Raw genomic sequence first — 16,579 nt, forward strand, 5'->3', positions numbered from 1 at the left:
GCTAGCGCCAGGTGCCGATGCCGATGACCGGTCCGGCCTCGATCCAGGAGGAGAGGCCCGCGTAGACGTCGTACTTCATCGCGAGGTGGAAGGGCTTGCCCTCGTAGGCCATGTGGACGATGATCGCCCCCGGCTGGATCCCCGCGCGCTCCGCCTCGGTGGCCGCACGCCAGCCGGTGACCTCCAGGGAGCTGCGGAGGAAGCGGAACTTGGGGATGGGGCTCAGCGACAGGAGGCTGAGCCATTCGAGGTGCTTGTCCGTATAACGACAAACCCCCACCCGCCATCCCCGGGGAGGGAAGCGGATGGAGGCGTCGAAGGTGCCGAGCGCTCGGCCCAGCTGATAGCGGCGGAGGAGGAAGGCGGCGATCACGAGCACGAGCAGGCCGAAGACGACCGCAAGGCAGATGAACGTCACACCGAGAGCCTCCACGCCGGAAACCCTAGACGGTTTCCGGAGTCACCGAACCGCCGACCTTGGCGTTGTCCGCCACGATCACCACGCGGTTTGAGTCGACCGAGAAGAAGCCGCCGTCCACGCCGACCACTAGGCGTTCGCCGTTGACGGGCTCCACCGAGAGCTCACCGGCCTCGAGGATCGCCAGGATGGGAGCGTGGCCGGGAAGGATCCCGATCTGACCGTTGCTTGTGCGCGCATTGACGACACGCGCCGCGCCCGACCACACGAAGTGGTCGGCCGCGACGATCTCGACCTCGAGTTCAGCGTTCGATGCCATCGGCGCTACTTACCGGTCTGCTCTTGGATCTTGGCCCACTGGCGCTCGACGTCATCGAGGCCGCCGACGTTGAAGAACGCCTGCTCCGCGATGTGGTCGAGGTCGCCGTTGCAGATCGCCGAGAAGCCCTCGATGGTGTCCCTGATGGAGACGGTCGAACCCTCGACGCCGGTGAACTGCTTGGCGGTGTACGTGTTCTGCGAGAGGAACTGCTGGATGCGGCGCGCGCGGGCGACGACGACCTTGTCCTCTTCGCTGAGCTCGTCGATGCCGAGGATCGCGATGATGTCCTGCAGTTCCTTGTTCTTCTGCAGGATCTGCTTGACGCGGACGGCCGTGTTGTAGTGGTCGTGTCCGATGTACTGGGGGTCCAGGATGCGCGAGGTCGAGGCGAGCGGGTCCACGGCCGGGTACAGGCCACGGGACGCGATCTCGCGGGAGAGCTCGGTGGTCGCATCGAGGTGCGCGAACGTCGTGGCCGGGGCGGGGTCGGTGTAGTCGTCCGCAGGCACGTAGATAGCCTGCATCGAGGTGATCGAGTGGCCCTTCGTCGAGGTGATGCGCTCCTGCAGGAGACCCATCTCGTCGGCGAGGTTCGGCTGGTAGCCCACGGCCGAGGGCATGCGGCCCAGCAGGGTCGACACCTCGGACCCGGCCTGGGTGAACCGGAAGATGTTGTCGATGAAGAGCAGCACGTCCTGGTTCTGCACATCGCGGAAGTACTCCGCCATGGTCAGGGCCGAGAGGGCCACGCGCAGGCGCGTTCCCGGCGGCTCGTCCATCTGGCCGAACACGAGCGCGGTGTCCTTCAGGACGCCGGCCTCTTCCATCTCGACCCAGAGGTCGTTGCCCTCACGGGTGCGCTCGCCCACACCGGCGAACACCGAGGTGCCGCCGAAGTTACGGGCCACACGGGTGATCATCTCCTGGATGAGGACGGTCTTGCCGACGCCGGCGCCGCCGAACAGGCCGATCTTGCCACCCTTGATGTAGGGGGTCAGGAGGTCGATGACCTTGATGCCGGTCTCGAGCATCTCCGTCGATCCCTCGAGGGACGCGAAGCTCGGGGCGGAACGGTGGATGGGCCAGCGCTCGGTGATCTCGAGCGCGGACTCCTCGACGTCGAGGGGCTTGCCGAGGACGTTGAAGATGTGGCCCTTGACGCCGTCGCCGACAGGCACGGAGATCGGAGCACCGGTGTCCTGGACCACGGTGCCGCGGACGAGTCCGTCGGTGGCCTGCAGGGAGATCGCGCGGACGAGGTTGTCGCCGAGGTGCTGCGACGTCTCGAAGGTGATCAGGCGGGTCACACCGTTGAGAGTGATCTCGGTGGTGAGGGCGTTGTACATTGCGGGGATTGCATCGGCCGGGAACTCGACGTCGACAACCGGGCCGATGACACGTGCAATACGGCCGGTGGCGCCGGGGGCAACTGAGTCCGTACCGTGCTCAACAGTCTGGGCAGTCATCTCTCTCACTTCATTTACGTAGATGGCGTGGAACTAAGTCTAGCTGCCCGGTGTCCGTGAGGATCCGGGCGGGTGGGGCGTCAGGAGGCGTTCAGCGCGTCCGCGCCGGCCACGATCTCCGAGAGCTCCTGGGTGATCTCCGCCTGGCGGGCGGTGTTGCGCAGGCGCGTGTACTTCTTGATGAGCTCCGTCGCGTTGTCGCCGGCGGACTTCATCGCACGCTGCCGGGCGGCGAGCTCGCTGGCAGCGGCCTGCAGCATCGCCGCGAAGATCCGGGACTCGATGTACCGGGGCAGCAGCGCGTCCAGGACCTGCTCGGGCTCCGGCTCGTACTCGTAAAGGGGCAGCAGGTCGCCGTCCTGCGGCACCTGCTCGTCGACGACCTCCAGCGGGAGCAGGCGGACGACCGACGGTTCCTGGACCACCATGGAGCGGAACTTCGTGTAGACCACGTGGATCTCGTCCACGCCGCCGTCCTCGTAGTCCTTGAGGAAGGTGGACAGGAGCGCCTCGCCGACCTCGCGGGCGGTCTCGAACTCGGGAGCGTCGGTGCCGCCCGTCCAGACCTTCTCGTAGTCGCGCCCGCGGAAGTCGAAGTACGACTGCGCCTTGCGGCCGATGAGGTAGGCCTGGATCTCCTTGCCCTCGGTGCGGAACGCCTCGAACAGGCCCTCCGCCTGCTTCAGGGCACTGGCCGAGTACGAGCCGGCGAGGCCGCGGTCGGACGTCATCACCAGGACGGCGACGCGCCGCACCTCACCGTGCTCGGTGGTGAGGGGGTGGTCGATCTCCGACTGCGACGACACGGCCGAGACGGCCCGGGTGATCGCGTTGGCATACGGCTGGGCCGCTGCGACACGCGTACGTGCCTTGCCGATGCGAGACGTCGCGATCAGCTCCATCGCCTTGAAGATCTTCCGCGTCGACGTGGTCGAGGCGATCTTCTGGCGGTAGACCCGGATCTGGGCTCCCATTCTTGTCCTTTCCTCCGCCCCCGCGTCGGGGAGCGATCAGGCCAGGGTCCTGCCGGCCGGGAGGGGCTTGGCCCCTCCCGGCGACGGGTCCTCTAGCGCTTCTGTCGAACGATCTTTTCGTGCTCGACCGACTCGGCGTCGATGGCCTCGTACTCTTCGTGGCCCGCACCGAAACCGTCGGCACCGACCCCGAAGAAGCCCTGCTTGAAGTCCGTGATCTGGGTCTTCAGCTCCTCCGCCGTCGAATCCTCGAGCTTGCCCGTCTGGGCGAGCGTGTTGAGGATCTGCGACTTGTGGCCGAGGTGCTCCAGGAACTCCGACTCGAAGCGGCGGATGTCCTCGACGGGGACGTCGTCCAGGTAGCCGTTCGTCCCGGCCCAGATGGAGACGACCTGCTGCTCCACCGGCATCGGGGAGTACTGGCCCTGCTTGAGCAGTTCCATCAGGCGTGCGCCGCGGGTCAGCTGCTGGCGCGAGGCCGCATCCAGGTCGGAGGCGAACATCGCGAACGCCTGCATGTCGCGGTACTGGGCGAGGTCGAGCTTCAACGTGCCCGAGACCTTCTTCATCGACTTCACCTGTGCGGCGCCGCCCACGCGGGAGACCGACACGCCGACGTCCACGGCGGGACGCTGGTTGGCGTTGAAGAGATCCGACTGCAGGAAGATCTGGCCGTCGGTGATGGAGATGACGTTGGTCGGGATATAGGCCGAGACGTCGTTCGCCTTGGTCTCGATGAGGGGCAGGCCCGTCATCGAACCGGCACCGAGCTCGTCGGAGAGCTTCGCGCAACGCTCCAGCAGGCGGGAGTGCAGGTAGAACACGTCGCCCGGGTAGGCTTCGCGTCCCGGCGGACGGCGGAGCAGCAGCGACACCGCACGGTAGGCCTCAGCCTGCTTCGACAGGTCGTCGAACACGATGAGGACGTGCTTGCCGCCGTACATCCAGTGCTGGCCGATGGCCGAACCGGCGTAGGGGGCGAGGTACTTGAACCCGGCGGGGTCGGACGCGGGCGACGCGACGATCGTCGTGTACTCCAGCGCGCCCTTGTCCTCGAGGGTCTGGCGCACGGCGGCGATGGTCGACGCCTTCTGGCCGATGGCGACGTAGATGCAGCGGACCTGCTTGTTCACGTCACCCGAGGCCCAGTTGTCCCTCTGGTTGATGATGGTGTCCACCGCGATGGCGGTCTTGCCGGTCTGGCGGTCACCGATGATCAGCTGGCGCTGGCCGCGGCCGATCGGGATCATCGCGTCGATGGCCTTCAGCCCGGTCTGCATCGGCTCGTGCACCGACTTGCGCTGCGTCACGCCGGGTGCCTGGGTCTCCAGTGCGCGGCGGCCCTCGGAGACGATCTCTCCGAGGTCGTCGATGGGCTGACCCAGGGGGTCGACCACGCGGCCGAGGAAGGCGTCGCCGACGGGGACCGAGAGGATCTCGCCCGTGCGGTGTACTTCCTGGCCTTCTTCGATTCCGTTGTAGTCACCGAGGACGACGACGCCGATCTCACGCGTGTCGAGGTTCTGGGCGAGTCCGAGCGTGCCGTCCTCGAACCGCAGCAGCTCGTTGGCCATGACGGAGGGAAGACCCTCCACACGGGCAATGCCGTCGCTGGCGGTGGTGACGCGGCCGACTTCGACGCGCTCCGCATTTCCGGGCTCGTAGGACGCCGCAAAGTCGTTCAACGCACTGCGGACGTCTTCGGCGTTGATGGTCAATTCGGCCATCTCAGTCCCTGCTCTCCTGTGTTGTTGGTCCCCATGGGATGCGTGGCGACCGGTGTGTGATTCAGTGGATGGAACTCCGCTGGGACGGGCGTGGACGCCTATCCCGCCAACCTGCGACGGAGTTCGGACAGACGCGTGATGACGGTCGAGTCGACCATCTCGTCTCCAACGCTGACACGGACGCCGCCGATGAGTGAAGGGTCGACTTTCACGTTGACCTTGAGCTCCCGGCCGTACATCGCGTTCAGGCCCGACTCCAGGCGGGCGAGCTGGCTTGCCGTCAGCGGACGGGTGACGCTGACATCGGCGATCCAGCGCTGCTGGCGCGCGGCGACGAGTTCGAGGAACCGATGCACGAGTGCTGCGGGCTTCAGGCCGCGCGGGGCACGCACGGCCTGCGCGATGAGGAGCCTGCCGGCTGCGCCCGCCTGGGGCACGAGCTTCAGGCCGAGGGTGACCTTCGACTCCGGCGAGGCCTGCGCTTCCGAGAGCGCCCTCTGCAGGGCGTGGTTCGAGGCGACCACCTGGATGAAGGAGTACAGCTCGTTCTCGAGCTGGTCCAAGCCCTCCACGCCGCGGCCCTGCTCGGCCACGGCGATGACGACGGTCGCGGCGAGGGTCTCCAGGGCGTCACCGATGTCGCGGGCGTTGGCCCAGCGCTCGTTGACGAGGTCCCTGACCACCGCGGCCGCCTCCGGCGACACCCGGCCGGCGATGAGCTGATCCACCAGCACGGCCTTGTCCTTGCCGGTACGCGAGGGATCCGTCAGCGCCCGCCGGAGGCCGGCGTTGCTGTCCAGGATCGCCAGGACACCGAACAGGTCCTCGGCCAGGGCCAGGGTGGCTCCGGGCAGGCGGGGCTCCAGTCCTTCACGGACCGTTGCCAGGGAGACGCTCGATACACCTGCCATTACTTCGCTGCACCTGCACGATCCGAAGCGGCACCGTGCGACGAGGTCTCGAGGTCCGCGAGGAAGCGGTCGACGACGCGCGACGAGCGGGCGTCATCGGCGAGGGACTCGCCGACGATCCGGCTGGCGAGATCCGTGGCCAGGGTCCCGACCTCGGCGCGGAGCGAGACCACTGCGGCCTGGCGCTCGGCCTCGATCTGGACGTGGGCCTGCTCGGAGATGCGCGCGGACTCCGCGGCGGCCTTCTCCTTGAGCTCCGCGAGGATCTGGGCGCCTTCGGCGCGTGCTTCCTCCCGGATACGGTTCGCCTCGGTACGAGCGTCCACAAGCTGCTGCTTGTACTCGGTCAGCGCCGCGTTGGCTTCCGCCTGGGCGGCCTCCGCCTTCGCGATGCCACCTTCGATGGCGGCGGTGCGCTCGGCGAAGGTCTTCTCGAATGCCGGCATGACGAACTTGATGACGATGAACATCAGCACGGCGAAGCCGACCAGAGTTACGAGGAACTCCCACCAGTTCGGTGCGAGCGGGCTCGAGGCCTCGTCCGCCGCCATGATTGCTGCGTTAAGCATTTTTCACCCGTCTTTCTTCAACTGGTCTTCGGTCGATCTGGACGGCGGTGTCAGGCGCCGATGACGAAGGCGAAGACGAGGCCCAGGATCGCGAGGGCTTCGGTCAGTGCCAGACCGAGGAAGGCGATGGGCTGGAGGACACGCTGTGCCTCAGGCTGGCGAGCGACGCCGTTGATGTACGCGGCGAAGACGAGGCCCACACCGATACCACCGCCGATTGCGGAGAGACCGTATCCAACGAGGTTGAGGCTACCCTGTACTTCCATTGTGTTCCTTTCAAGATGCCGCCTTGGTGCGACAGGTTGTTTGGGATCATCCCCGACGGGGAAGACGTGTGTGAATCAGTGGGCGTCGGCGTGCAGAGCGCCTTCGATGTAGATCGCGGCGAGCAGCGTGAAGACGTAGGCCTGGAGGACCATGATCAGCGCCTCGAGCATGTACATCGCCACGGCGCCGACGAGGACCAGCACGCTGGTGCCCTGCAGGAGGATGTTGCCCGTGGAGACCATGTACTCGATGGCGGAGCCGGCGAGGGTCACGATGAGGTGGCCGGCGAGCATCGTGGCGAAGAGTCGCAGCGAGTGGGTGACCGGCCGGACGATGAAGTTCGAGATGATCTCGATCGGCACGACGATCGGCAGGATGTACCAGGGCACGCCCGACGGGACGACGGCCAGCTTGAAGTACCGCAGGCCGTGCTTCTTCAGGCCGATGCCGACCCAGAGGAGGTAGAAGATCGCCGCGATGGCGTAGGCGCTGCCCGGGTGCGAGAAGCTCGGCAGCTGCAGGAACGGGATGGCACCGAAGATGTTGTTCACCAGCACGAAGAAGAAGGCGGTGAAGAGCCAGGGCACGTACTTCAGGAAGTCCCGGCCGCCGATGATGTCCTTGCCGATGGAGTTGCGGACGAATCCGTAGGCCGACTCCCCCAGGAACTGCATCTTGCCGGGGACGAGCTGGCCGCGCCGGGAGGCGACGAGGAAGAAGGCGGCGATGAGGACCACGGACAGGATGACCATGAGCATCTGCTTGCCGAAGCCGGGGTCGAACCAGACTCCGTAGGCGTCACCCCAGGGGAGGATGTCCCGGTAGTGGGTGTCCTCGATCGTCGGGGCTACGAATCCCTCTTCGGTAGTTGCGGCCGGGAGCGCAAGCGCGATCAACGCGTTTCCTCTCTGCAGTGTCCATCGTTGGGCAAGATCTGTTCGGTCGCAGTGGAACTGGTCCGACTCGTTAAGTTCTGGGGATTCACTCGTGTCCGTCCTCGGCACCGGTCGACGCCCGGGATCCGTCCTGCGGACTCGGGGTGTGGTTCCGGGTGAGGTTGTGCATGTGGGAGAGGTAGAAACCCCCTGCTGCACCTAAGAACGCTCCCGCCAGCACCAACCAGCGCGTGTCGAGGAGATTATCCAGCCCCCAGCCTATCAAACTCCACACTGCGATCCCGCCAATGATGTAGCTGAGGACGGCTATACCGGCGTTGTAGCCGCCGTTCGCGAGGCGCGCGTCCTCGGTGCGTGCCGCGGGGTCGCCGTTCGCTCCCCGGGCGGGTTCCTGGGGGGTCGCCATGTCAGCGTCCTTCCGTCAGATCGGACGGATCACCGGAGGACCGGCCGGCCGTGGGCCGTGCCGGAGCCTGCCCGGAAGGCTGTGCCGAAGGACCCGTCGGCGGCTCGGTCGACGGCTCGGTCGGCGGCAGCGATCGATCGGCGGCCGCGGAGTCCGTGGCGGCCCCGGTCCCTGTGTAGAGCGGCGTGCGGAGGCGGGAGAAGGCGAACACCTCGGCGGCCTGCCAGACGAGGACTGTCGCGAGGGCGCCCGTGAAGAACCACGTGCGGTCCAGCCAGTCCGGTGTGCCGAGGAGGAACAGGACGGCGGCGAAGCCGACGACCTTGATCGCGTAGGTGACGATGAACAGGCCGAGCGCCCCGGAGGGGTTCGTCCTTCCCGTGAAATGTCCGATCAGGAGACTGATGCCGAAGAAGGCCATCACGAGGACGGCCCCGAACAGCACGCTCAGGCCGGCCTCGGGCGAGGTGGCGAGGAATGCGGCGGCGGCGAGGACGAGCGCGACCGCGCCGGCCGCTGCCGCGCTCCTGGCGAGGATGCCCAGCCAGGGGGATTCGGTGGCGCCGGACGCCCGAACGAGGTTCGGGTCGGCTCCGTTGGCCGGATGCTCCGGTCGTGGCACGCGTTGTCCGCTCTCTCGTCTGCGCCGCAGGGCGCACTGCTGGTCCTCCGTCGACGGCGTCGCGAGGCCTGGCACCGGGTCGACACGACGCGGCGTCGTCGTGCCCGGCGCCTGAAATTCTACCGCATGCCGAAGTCCGGGCCGGGTCCGCTCAGGCGTCCGCTGCGGCCCGCCGGCGGGCCAGCGCGCGGAAGATCCGCGGCGAGTACAGGTAGAGCGCGACGACGGCCGCGGCGAAGAGCGAGGCCGACACGGCGAGGGGCGCGGCGGCCGTGGCGGACACGAAACCGGCGGCTCCCGTCAGCGCGGACAGCACGGTGACGAGGAGCGACACCTGGACGTGGCCGAGTCCGGTGTCTGTGAGCCGCTGGTACACGTGCTGCCGGTGCGCGATGTAGAGGGGTTCACCGCGCCGGGCGCGCCGCACGAGCGTGGTGAAGGTGTCCGCGAGGTAGATCAGGACCGGCGAGAGCAGGTACTCGAGGTAGACCCCGGCCAGGAGACCCGTGACGGCGATCGCCGCGATGGTCGCGCCCAGCAGGTAGCTGCCCACGTCGCCGAGGAACACGAATCCGCGGCCGAGGTTCCACGGCAGGAAACCCGCGAAGGCGGCGGCGAGCACGAGACCCGCGACGGTCAGCCACAGCTGGTCGCTGAGCACTCCCGCCGCGGAGTAGAACAGGCCCACGACGACTCCGTGCATGCCGGAGATGCCGTTGATGCCGTCCATGAAGTTGGCCGCGTTGATGTAGGTGGCCACGGCGATGGCGCCGACCGGCACCCACCAGTAGCTGCTGTCGTCGATGGTGGTCGCGAGGGCGACGGTGCCCACCGCCCCGACGAGGAGCTGCGCGGAGGCGCGGACCCTGATGGAGAGGCCGCGGAAGTCCTCGATCCACCCGAGGGTCGCAGCGGCGGCGACCATGCAGAGGATGATCGCGATGAGCGACCGGTCGACCGAGACGAGCCCCGTGGCGAGGGAGAGCACCAGGGCGACGAGGATCGCGACAGCGACGGCCACTCCCATCCCCCGGATGACCGTGGTCGAGTGGGAGGAACGGTCATTGGGGATGTCGATGACGCCCAGGCGCTTGAGCAGGGGCTTCACGACGACGGGCAGCGCGAGCGACAGCCCCAGGGCGACGATCCCGACGAGGGCGAGGAGCGGGCTCACGACGACCGCCCACCGACGCCCGAGGCGGACGGCGGGACGTGGGCTGCCGGACGCCGTCCGGGCTCGCGGGAGGCCTCATGGACCGTGTCCGGGGACGCCGGCCCGGGCTCGATCCCGCGCCTGCCGTGTCCGAAACCGCCCTCGGCCTTCCACTCCTGGAGGCTGAGCTGCTGCGGGTCGAGCGGCGCGACCGAGGTGTGGGAGATCTTGGGGTGCAGCGGGCGGGAGTCGTTCTCGCCCTCGCCGATCAGGTCCTCGTGCATCTTCTCGCCCGGTCGCAGGCCGGTGAAGACGATGTCGATGTCCTTGCCGGACATCGCGATCATGCGCTGGGCCACGTCGAGGATCCGGACGGGCTCCCCCATGTCGAGGATCAGCACCTCCCCTCCCCTGCCGATCGCGCCGGCCTGCACCACGAGCTGGCACGCCTCGGGGATGGTCATGAAGAAGCGCGTGACCTCGGGGTCCGTCACGGTGATCGGTCCGCCGTTGCGGATCTGCTCGGTGAACAGCGGCAGCATGGAGCCGCGGCTCCCGATCACGTTGCCGAAGCGCACCGACACGTACTTCTGCCCGGTGCGCTCCGCGTGCCAGGACGTGAGCTTCTCGGCCACGCGCTTGGAGTGGCCGAGGACGCTCGTGGGGTCGGCCGCCTTGTCCGTCGAGATGTTGACGAAGTTGGTGACCCCCACGGCGCCCGACGCCCGCAGGACGTTGAGGGACCCCTGGACGTTCGTCTTCCACGCCTCCTCGGGGTACTGCTCGAGCAGCGAGACGTGCTTCAGCGCCGCCGCGTGGAACACGACCTGCGGCCTGCGGTCCTCGAAGATGTTCAGCAGCGCGTCCGCGTCGCGGATGTCGGCGAGGACGGTGTCGCGCCCGGTCAGGAGGCCGCGCCCCGTCAGGGAGATCTGCGTGGACTGCAGGCCGGTCTCGTCGCGGTCGAGCATGATGAGTTCGGCGGGCGCGAAGGCCGCGAGCTGGCGGCAGAGCTCGGAACCGATCGAACCTCCCGCGCCGGTGACGAGCACGCGCTTGCCGGTGACGTACCCGGCCACTTCGTCGGGGTGGATGTCCACGGGGCGCCGCCCGATCAGGTCCTCGACCGCGACCTCCCGGAAGTCGGCGATGGCGGCCCCGGCAGCGCCGAGCATGTCGCGCAGCGGCGGCAGGACGAGCACCTTGATCCCGAGGCCCGCCACGAGATCGGAGACACGGCGGACCTGCGCCGCCTCGACCTCCGCGAACGCGATGACGAGGACCTGGGCCTGCGTCCTGGCGGCGATGTCCCGGAGGTCGTCGATGCGCCCGAGGACGGGCACGGTGGACAGCCGGAGGTGCTTCTTGGCGGGGTCGTCGTCGATCAGGCCCACGGGGAAGTAGGGCGACTCCGGGTCCTGCATCATGCGGCCGACCAGCGAGTTGCCGAGGAACCCGGCCCCGTAGATGAGGGTGCGCTGGGCGTCCTCCCCCGGCTTGGCCTTGCTCTCCACGTACATGCGCTTCAGGTAGCGCGTCGCGGCGAGGAACATGCAGGCGAACGGGAACGCGATGATCCCGATGCTGCGCGGCACCTCGATGACGGTGAAGAAGGCGACGCTCGTGAGCACGAGGATGACGGCGACGAGCACGGCGACGATGACCAGCAGCTTGGCCTCGTGGAAGCTGCCGAAGCTGTATCTGCCGCGGTACAGCGCGAAGCTCAGTCCCACCACCAGCTGGGCGACGACGGCGACGGCGCAGAACGCCGCGACGCCCGGGACGTTGACCTCCTTCACGAGGAGCTCGTAGCGCAGGATCAGCGCGAGGAGGATGGCCACGATCCAGGCGACGGCGTCCAGCAGGTACTGCGACCACAGCCAGATCGCAGGCTTGTCGCCCGCTGGAGCCGTGGCGGTGGAGTCTGGCGTCCGGGCGGTGGAGCCTGGTGTCCGGCCTTGGTTGAGTCCCATGATTCCTAACGGTGTCAGGCAGTGCACCACCGCGTCCCGCACCGGGCGTGCTGCTGCCGGGACAGTCCCGCGCCGGCAGGGCCGGGACCGGACCGACGGGGGCCGGAACACGGTGTAATAGACTGCTGTTACCCGAGAATACTAGCCGCCCCGCCCGTGCCAGGCCCGTTGCGCACCGCGCTGGCGCGGCCCGGAAGGACCACGTTGCACGTCCCCGACGCCGGCAGTCCGCGCGTGTTCATCGTCATCACCACCTTCAATCGGGCCGACCACCTGCAGCAGCTCCTCGCCTCGATCGACACCCTGGATCCCGCACCGTCGGGCGTGGTCGTCGTCGACAACGCGAGCACCGACGGCACCGCGGACCTCCTGGCGGCCCTCGAGCCGCGCGTGCCGGTGATCGTGCACCGCCTCCCGACGAACGTGGGCGGCTCGGGCGGTTTCGCGGCCGGCGTGTCGCGCGCGATCGGCGAGGGGGCCGAGTGGCTGTGGCTCATGGACGACGACGTCGTCGTCATGCCCGACGCGCTCGCGTCCTTCCGGCCCTGGCTGGACCATTACTCCTGCATCCACGGGCGCCGGTACGACCACGCGGGCGAGCCGTTCTTCTGGCAGCACATCCTCGACGAGTTCCTGGGGGTCCATCTGCCGGTGCGCGGGGACGTGTTCGCCCGTTCCTCGGTGTTCCACACCAACGTGGGCTGCTTCGAGGGCATGCTCGTCTCGGCGGACGTGGTGCGTGAGATCGGGCTGCCCGACGCGCGGTTCTTCCTCAACGGCGACGACCTCACCTATGGGTGGCTCATCTCCCGGCGGTATCCGGTGGCGTACGTCGACGCCTTCGTGCTGCGGAAGACCCGCGCCCAGCGGCAGGTGGACCTCGGCGTCCGGCACCTCAACGACTCCAGCGATCTCTCGCGGTTCTGCGGCATGCGGAACCGGGGGCACCTCGCCCGCTACCTGCGCCTGCACGGCCGGTTCAACCGCGTGGGGTTCGGCCTCGGGACGCTCCTCTCGGCCGGGAAGGAGCTGGTGCGCCTCGTCGCCGTGGAGAGGTCCCTTTCCGGTGCGCCGGCGCTGTGGCGGGGATGGCGGGCCGCCCGTGCGATCCTGCGCGATCCCGACTGGCAGCCGGAGCCGCCCCTGACCGCGCCGGCCGGGCAGTCCCGGTCCTCGGGAGGGACGCGATGACCTGGCTCGTGCTCGGCGCTTCGGGTTTCGTCGGCTCCGCGATCATGCACGCCCTCCGGAGCGGCGGGATCGATGCCCGCGGGCTCCCCGCGCCGCGCCTGGCGGCGTCCGCACAGACACCCGCTGCACTCCTCGAGGCCGCTGCCGGGACGGACGTCCAGGGGCTGGCGGCCGCGATGGAGGGCCACGACGTCGTCGTCAACGCCGCCGGACTGGCCACGCCCTCCGCCTCCGGGGGCGAGGACCTGCTGGGGGCGAACGCCCTGCTCCCCGCCGTCCTCGCACGGGCCGCGGCAGCGGCAGGGACGCGCCGCTTCATCCACCTCAGCAGCGCCGCGGTGCAGGGCCGGACGGAGAGGCTCGACGAGACGGACACCGTGCGCCCGTTCTCCGCCTATTCGCGCAGCAAGGCGCTCGGTGAGCAGGCGCTGGCGCTCGCGGCGGACCGCGCACCCGGGCTGTCCGTGGTGACGGTCCGCGCCACCTCGGTCCAGGGGCGGGGCCGTCCCACGACGGCGTCCCTCGCGCGGCTCGCGCAGTCCCCGCTCGCCTCGGTGGCGTCCCCCGGCGACGCGCGCTCGCCGATCACTTCCGTGGAGGCCCTCGCGGACCTCGTCCTCGCCGTCGGACGGCACGGGGACGCCCCGCCGCGGATCGTCCTGCAGCCGTGGGAGGGGCTCACCGTCCGCACGGTCCTCGAGGCGGTGGGCGGACGGCCGCACGTGCTGCCGTCCGCGCTCTGCCGGGTGGCGGTCCGGGGCGGCTACGGTGTGTCGGCGCTCCTCCGGGGACGGCTCGACGGCCACGTACGCCGCGTGGAGCTGATGTGGTTCGGCCAGGACCAGGCGCCCGGGTGGGCCCTGGAGGAGGGCCTCGCACCGGAACCCAGGGTGCGCGCTGTGCTGGCCGAGGCGCAGGACCGGGCACGCACGCCCGGGGCCGCGTCCGCCTGACGCCGATCAGCGGGCCGATCAGGCGGGCCGATCAGGCGGAGGGTGCTCCCGCGTCGTGCCCGTCCGTCGCCGGGGCACCGTCGATGCCGATGATGCCCGGCACCACCTCGCGCAGGCGCTCGAGCGGGATGGTCCCCTGACGGACGACGCTGAGGGTACCGCCCGTCGCATCGACGATGGTCGAGCCCGTCCCGTCGGCCGCGGTGCGGGGACCCGCGTCCAGGTACACGGCGACCGATTCCTCGAGCTGGCCGGCGGCGTCGGCCGCAGTGGTCGCCGCGGGGTGGCCCGTCCTGTTCGCCGACGAGACGGCCAGCGGCCCGGTCAGGGTGAGCAGTTCGAGGGCGACGTCGTCGTCGGGCATGCGGAGGGCGACCGTTCCCAGCGTGTCGCCGAGATCCCAGGTCAGGGAGGGCTGCGCATGGCAGATCAGCGTCAGGCCGCCGGGCCAGAAGGCCTCCGCGAGGGCGCGTGCATCCGGGTGCACGTCCGTCGCTAGCCCGTCGAGTGTCTGGATCCGCGGGATGAGGACGGGCGGCGGCATGTTCCGGCCGCGTCCCTTGGCGGCGAGCAGGGTCGCGACGGCCTGGGGTGAGAAGGCATCCGCGCCGATGCCGTAGACGGTGTCCGTCGGCAGGACGACGCACTGCTTGAGCGAGACGGCGCGCTGGGCGGCAGCGAGCCCCTCGCGGCGCTGGGCGGGGTCGGAGCAGTCGTAGCTGGTGGTCACCGGTTCATCCTTCCACTGCGGGGCGGGCCTCCGCACATCGGCGCGGATCAGGACGGCGGCGGACCGAAGCCGGTTCCCCGCAGTCCGGCGGAGTAGGCCGCGAACCAGGCCCTCAGCCCCTTGAGGTCGCGCCGGGTGAGGAAGTAGTAGGGGAAGCCGACGACGTCCGCACCGAACCAGCGCAGGTTGCGGTACTTGCGCGCGTTGTAGGCGCGGTTGCGGAAGTAGGAGAAGCGCTTGAAGTCGCCGTCGGGGATGACGGGCGTGATGAACCCGCCGAAGATCGGCTTCATCTCCGACCACGTGGCGGGGTGCCGGACGGCGACGGTGGCGAGCGTGCCGTACTTCAGGCCGGCCTTGCGCACACGGGCCAGGAAATCCACCTCGTCGCCGCGGATGAAGTACTTCATGTCGGGCAGCCCGATCGTGGAGAACACCTCCGCGCGGATCAGGGCGCCGTTGAAGAAGTGCACCATGTCCGGCAGGTAACCCAGCGGTTCGAGGGTGGCGCGGTCGTTGGTCAGCAGCCCGTTGATGCGGAAGTTGAAGGACAGCCGCGTGGGGTCGTCCGTCGCGGCGACGAGCGGGCTCACGATGTCCAGGTCGTGCTCGTGTGCGGCACGGAGCAGTTCGGCCAGGCAGCGCTCGTCCTCGGGGTGCCCGTCGTCGTCCATGAGCCAGATCCAGCGGGCGCCGCTCGCGAGGGCCGCGAGGATCGCGAAGGCGAAGCCGCCCGCCCCTCCGAGGTTGGCCTCGGAACGGAGGTAGTGGATCGCGCTGCCCGCGGCCGTCGCCGCATCGACGACGTCGGTGGCGGGCTTCGTGCCCGAGTCCACGAGGGCCACGCGTGCGATCGGCGCGCTCTGGGCGGCGAGCGAATGCAGGAGCTGCGCGAGCTCCTCGTGCCGGTCGTAGGTGACGGCGGCGACGGCGACGGTGTCCCGCGCGTCGGCGACGGCGGCCGCGGCGGCCTCCTCGACGGTCGTCGCGACCGACTCGCCGGCGTCCGGGCCGGTGGTCGAGCCCGCGATCGAGCCCGTGATCGAGCCCGTGATCTTGCCCGAGCCCGCGTCCGGGACCGGTGTCGTGCCTGGCACCGATACCGGCCCGGCCTCCGTGCTGCTGTCCGTCATCGTGGTGTCTCTTCCGTCGTCGTGGCCGGGCGCTGGGAGGCGAGGACGGCGCTCGTCGCGCGGTCGCGTCCGCCGAGATCCTGGTGGGTGGTCACGGTGCTCCACGAGCCCGTGTGCTCGAGGAACGCGGCGATCCAGGGCGCCTGGACCTCGGCGTGCTCCATCACGAAGTAGCCGCCGGGCCTCAGCAGGCGGGCGGCGGTGCGCGCGGCGGCACGCGGGAGGTCCATGCCGTCCGCTCCCCCGCCGTACAGCGCCATGCGCGGATCGTGCTCCGCCACCTCGGGTTCCAGCGGCACGGCGTCCGCTGGGATGTAGGGCGGGTTGGACACGACGATGTCGAACGAGCCGTCGTGCTCGGGGAGGGCAGTGGCGAGGTCGCCCTGGACGAGGTGGACGCCGAAGGGCTCGAGGTTGGGCCCGGCCCAGGCGAGGGCGAGGTCGCTGAGTTCGACGGCGAAGACGTCCGCCCCGGGCACCTCGTCCGCGACGGCCGCGGCGATGGCGCCGCTGCCGGTGCCGAGGTCCACGATCTTCGGGGCGTCGAGACCGGCGGCGCGGTCGATCACGAGCTGCGCGACCGTCTCGGTCTCGGGCCGCGGGACGAACACACCGGGCCCGACGGACAGTTCGACGTGACGGAACGACGCCCTCCCCGTGAGGTGCTGCAGGGGGACGCGGCGGGCGCGTTCGTCGACGAGCGCCCCGTACCCCTCGGGGGCCGCAGCCCCGGTGAGGGCCAGGGCTCGCAGCCGTCCGCGGGACACGCCGAGCAGGTGCGCGGCCAGGAGTTCGGCGTCGACGCGGGGGCTCGGGACGCCGGCGTCGCGGAGCTGCCGTTCGGCCGCCCGCAGGGCCTCCTCCACGC

The 16,579-nt window shown here is 69.6% G+C and carries 18 protein-coding genes; 2 read left to right on the forward strand and 16 right to left on the reverse strand.

Annotated elements, in window-relative coordinates:
* Position 1: 1 nt before the first annotated feature.
* The 13 genes from QFZ50_RS09505 to QFZ50_RS09565 all read right to left on the reverse strand — a co-directional run bounded on the left by QFZ50_RS09505 (position 2) and on the right by QFZ50_RS09565 (position 11,704).
* Positions 2-433 (reverse strand): DUF2550 domain-containing protein, encoded by a 432-nt coding sequence (locus QFZ50_RS09505; RefSeq protein WP_307083643.1) that lies wholly within the window; start codon positions 431-433, stop codon positions 2-4.
* 10 nt (positions 434-443) lie between these two features.
* Positions 444-737, reverse strand: coding sequence for a F0F1 ATP synthase subunit epsilon (locus QFZ50_RS09510; protein WP_307083644.1), 294 nt, complete (start codon positions 735-737; stop codon positions 444-446).
* Positions 738-742: 5 nt separating this feature from the next.
* Positions 743-2,206 carry a F0F1 ATP synthase subunit beta gene (atpD, locus tag QFZ50_RS09515; RefSeq protein ID WP_307083646.1) on the reverse strand — a complete coding sequence of 488 codons (1,464 nt, stop codon included), beginning with the start codon at positions 2,204-2,206 and terminating at the stop codon, positions 743-745.
* Positions 2,207-2,286: 80 nt separating this feature from the next.
* Positions 2,287-3,180 (reverse strand): F0F1 ATP synthase subunit gamma, encoded by an 894-nt coding sequence (locus QFZ50_RS09520; RefSeq protein WP_307083648.1) that lies wholly within the window; start codon positions 3,178-3,180, stop codon positions 2,287-2,289.
* Between the two features lie 92 nt (positions 3,181-3,272).
* Positions 3,273-4,907, reverse strand: coding sequence for a F0F1 ATP synthase subunit alpha (gene atpA / locus QFZ50_RS09525; RefSeq protein ID WP_307083651.1), 1,635 nt, complete (start codon positions 4,905-4,907; stop codon positions 3,273-3,275).
* A 98-nt stretch (positions 4,908-5,005) separates the two neighbouring features.
* Positions 5,006-5,818 carry a F0F1 ATP synthase subunit delta gene (locus QFZ50_RS09530; RefSeq protein ID WP_307083653.1) on the reverse strand — a complete coding sequence of 271 codons (813 nt, stop codon included), beginning with the start codon at positions 5,816-5,818 and terminating at the stop codon, positions 5,006-5,008.
* Positions 5,818-6,387 carry a F0F1 ATP synthase subunit B gene (locus tag QFZ50_RS09535; RefSeq protein WP_307083655.1) on the reverse strand — a complete coding sequence of 190 codons (570 nt, stop codon included), beginning with the start codon at positions 6,385-6,387 and terminating at the stop codon, positions 5,818-5,820. Before QFZ50_RS09535 ends, QFZ50_RS09530 begins: the two co-directional genes overlap by 1 nt.
* A gap of 50 nt (positions 6,388-6,437) precedes the next feature.
* Positions 6,438-6,653 carry an ATP synthase F0 subunit C gene (locus QFZ50_RS09540; RefSeq protein WP_019481292.1) on the reverse strand — a complete coding sequence of 72 codons (216 nt, stop codon included), beginning with the start codon at positions 6,651-6,653 and terminating at the stop codon, positions 6,438-6,440.
* Between the two features lie 75 nt (positions 6,654-6,728).
* On the reverse strand, positions 6,729-7,550 hold the full coding sequence (atpB, locus tag QFZ50_RS09545; RefSeq protein ID WP_307083663.1) for a F0F1 ATP synthase subunit A: 822 nt from the start codon (positions 7,548-7,550) through the stop codon (positions 6,729-6,731).
* 85 nt (positions 7,551-7,635) lie between these two features.
* The gene (locus QFZ50_RS09550) at positions 7,636-7,956 is read right to left on the reverse strand and encodes a hypothetical protein (RefSeq protein WP_307083665.1); all 321 of its coding nucleotides are present in this window, start codon (positions 7,954-7,956) and stop codon (positions 7,636-7,638) included.
* A gap of 1 nt (position 7,957) precedes the next feature.
* A complete protein-coding gene (locus QFZ50_RS09555; protein WP_307083667.1) occupies positions 7,958-8,578 on the reverse strand; it encodes a hypothetical protein in 621 nt (206 codons plus the stop codon).
* Between the two features lie 151 nt (positions 8,579-8,729).
* Complete coding sequence (locus tag QFZ50_RS09560) at positions 8,730-9,752, reverse strand: MraY family glycosyltransferase (RefSeq protein ID WP_307083669.1); 1,023 nt, start codon at positions 9,750-9,752, stop codon at positions 8,730-8,732.
* Complete coding sequence (locus QFZ50_RS09565) at positions 9,749-11,704, reverse strand: polysaccharide biosynthesis protein (protein WP_307083670.1); 1,956 nt, start codon at positions 11,702-11,704, stop codon at positions 9,749-9,751. The genes QFZ50_RS09560 and QFZ50_RS09565 overlap by 4 nt, the downstream gene beginning before the upstream one ends.
* A gap of 204 nt (positions 11,705-11,908) precedes the next feature.
* On the opposite strand from QFZ50_RS09565, the gene QFZ50_RS09570 reads away from it, so the two are divergent.
* Both QFZ50_RS09570 and QFZ50_RS09575 read left to right on the forward strand, forming a co-directional pair.
* On the forward strand, positions 11,909-12,895 hold the full coding sequence (locus tag QFZ50_RS09570) for a glycosyltransferase (protein WP_307083672.1): 987 nt from the start codon (positions 11,909-11,911) through the stop codon (positions 12,893-12,895).
* Positions 12,892-13,848 (forward strand): NAD-dependent epimerase/dehydratase family protein, encoded by a 957-nt coding sequence (locus tag QFZ50_RS09575; protein WP_307083673.1) that lies wholly within the window; start codon positions 12,892-12,894, stop codon positions 13,846-13,848. The genes QFZ50_RS09570 and QFZ50_RS09575 overlap by 4 nt, the downstream gene beginning before the upstream one ends.
* 31 nt (positions 13,849-13,879) lie before the next feature.
* On the opposite strand, the gene QFZ50_RS09580 is transcribed toward QFZ50_RS09575, so the two are convergent.
* From QFZ50_RS09580 to prmC, 3 genes are read right to left on the reverse strand one after another with little or no spacing between them, the layout of a single operon-like run.
* The gene (locus QFZ50_RS09580; RefSeq protein WP_307083675.1) at positions 13,880-14,578 is read right to left on the reverse strand and encodes an L-threonylcarbamoyladenylate synthase; all 699 of its coding nucleotides are present in this window, start codon (positions 14,576-14,578) and stop codon (positions 13,880-13,882) included.
* A 47-nt stretch (positions 14,579-14,625) separates the two neighbouring features.
* On the reverse strand, positions 14,626-15,711 hold the full coding sequence (locus QFZ50_RS09585; RefSeq protein WP_307083677.1) for a glycosyltransferase: 1,086 nt from the start codon (positions 15,709-15,711) through the stop codon (positions 14,626-14,628).
* Positions 15,708-16,577, reverse strand: coding sequence for a peptide chain release factor N(5)-glutamine methyltransferase (gene prmC, locus QFZ50_RS09590; protein ID WP_307083679.1), 870 nt, complete (start codon positions 16,575-16,577; stop codon positions 15,708-15,710). The genes QFZ50_RS09585 and prmC overlap by 4 nt, the downstream gene beginning before the upstream one ends.
* Positions 16,578-16,579: the final 2 nt, after the last annotated feature.

This window comes from Arthrobacter agilis, assembly GCF_030816075.1.
Lineage (GTDB): Bacteria > Actinomycetota > Actinomycetes > Actinomycetales > Micrococcaceae > Arthrobacter_D > Arthrobacter_D agilis_E.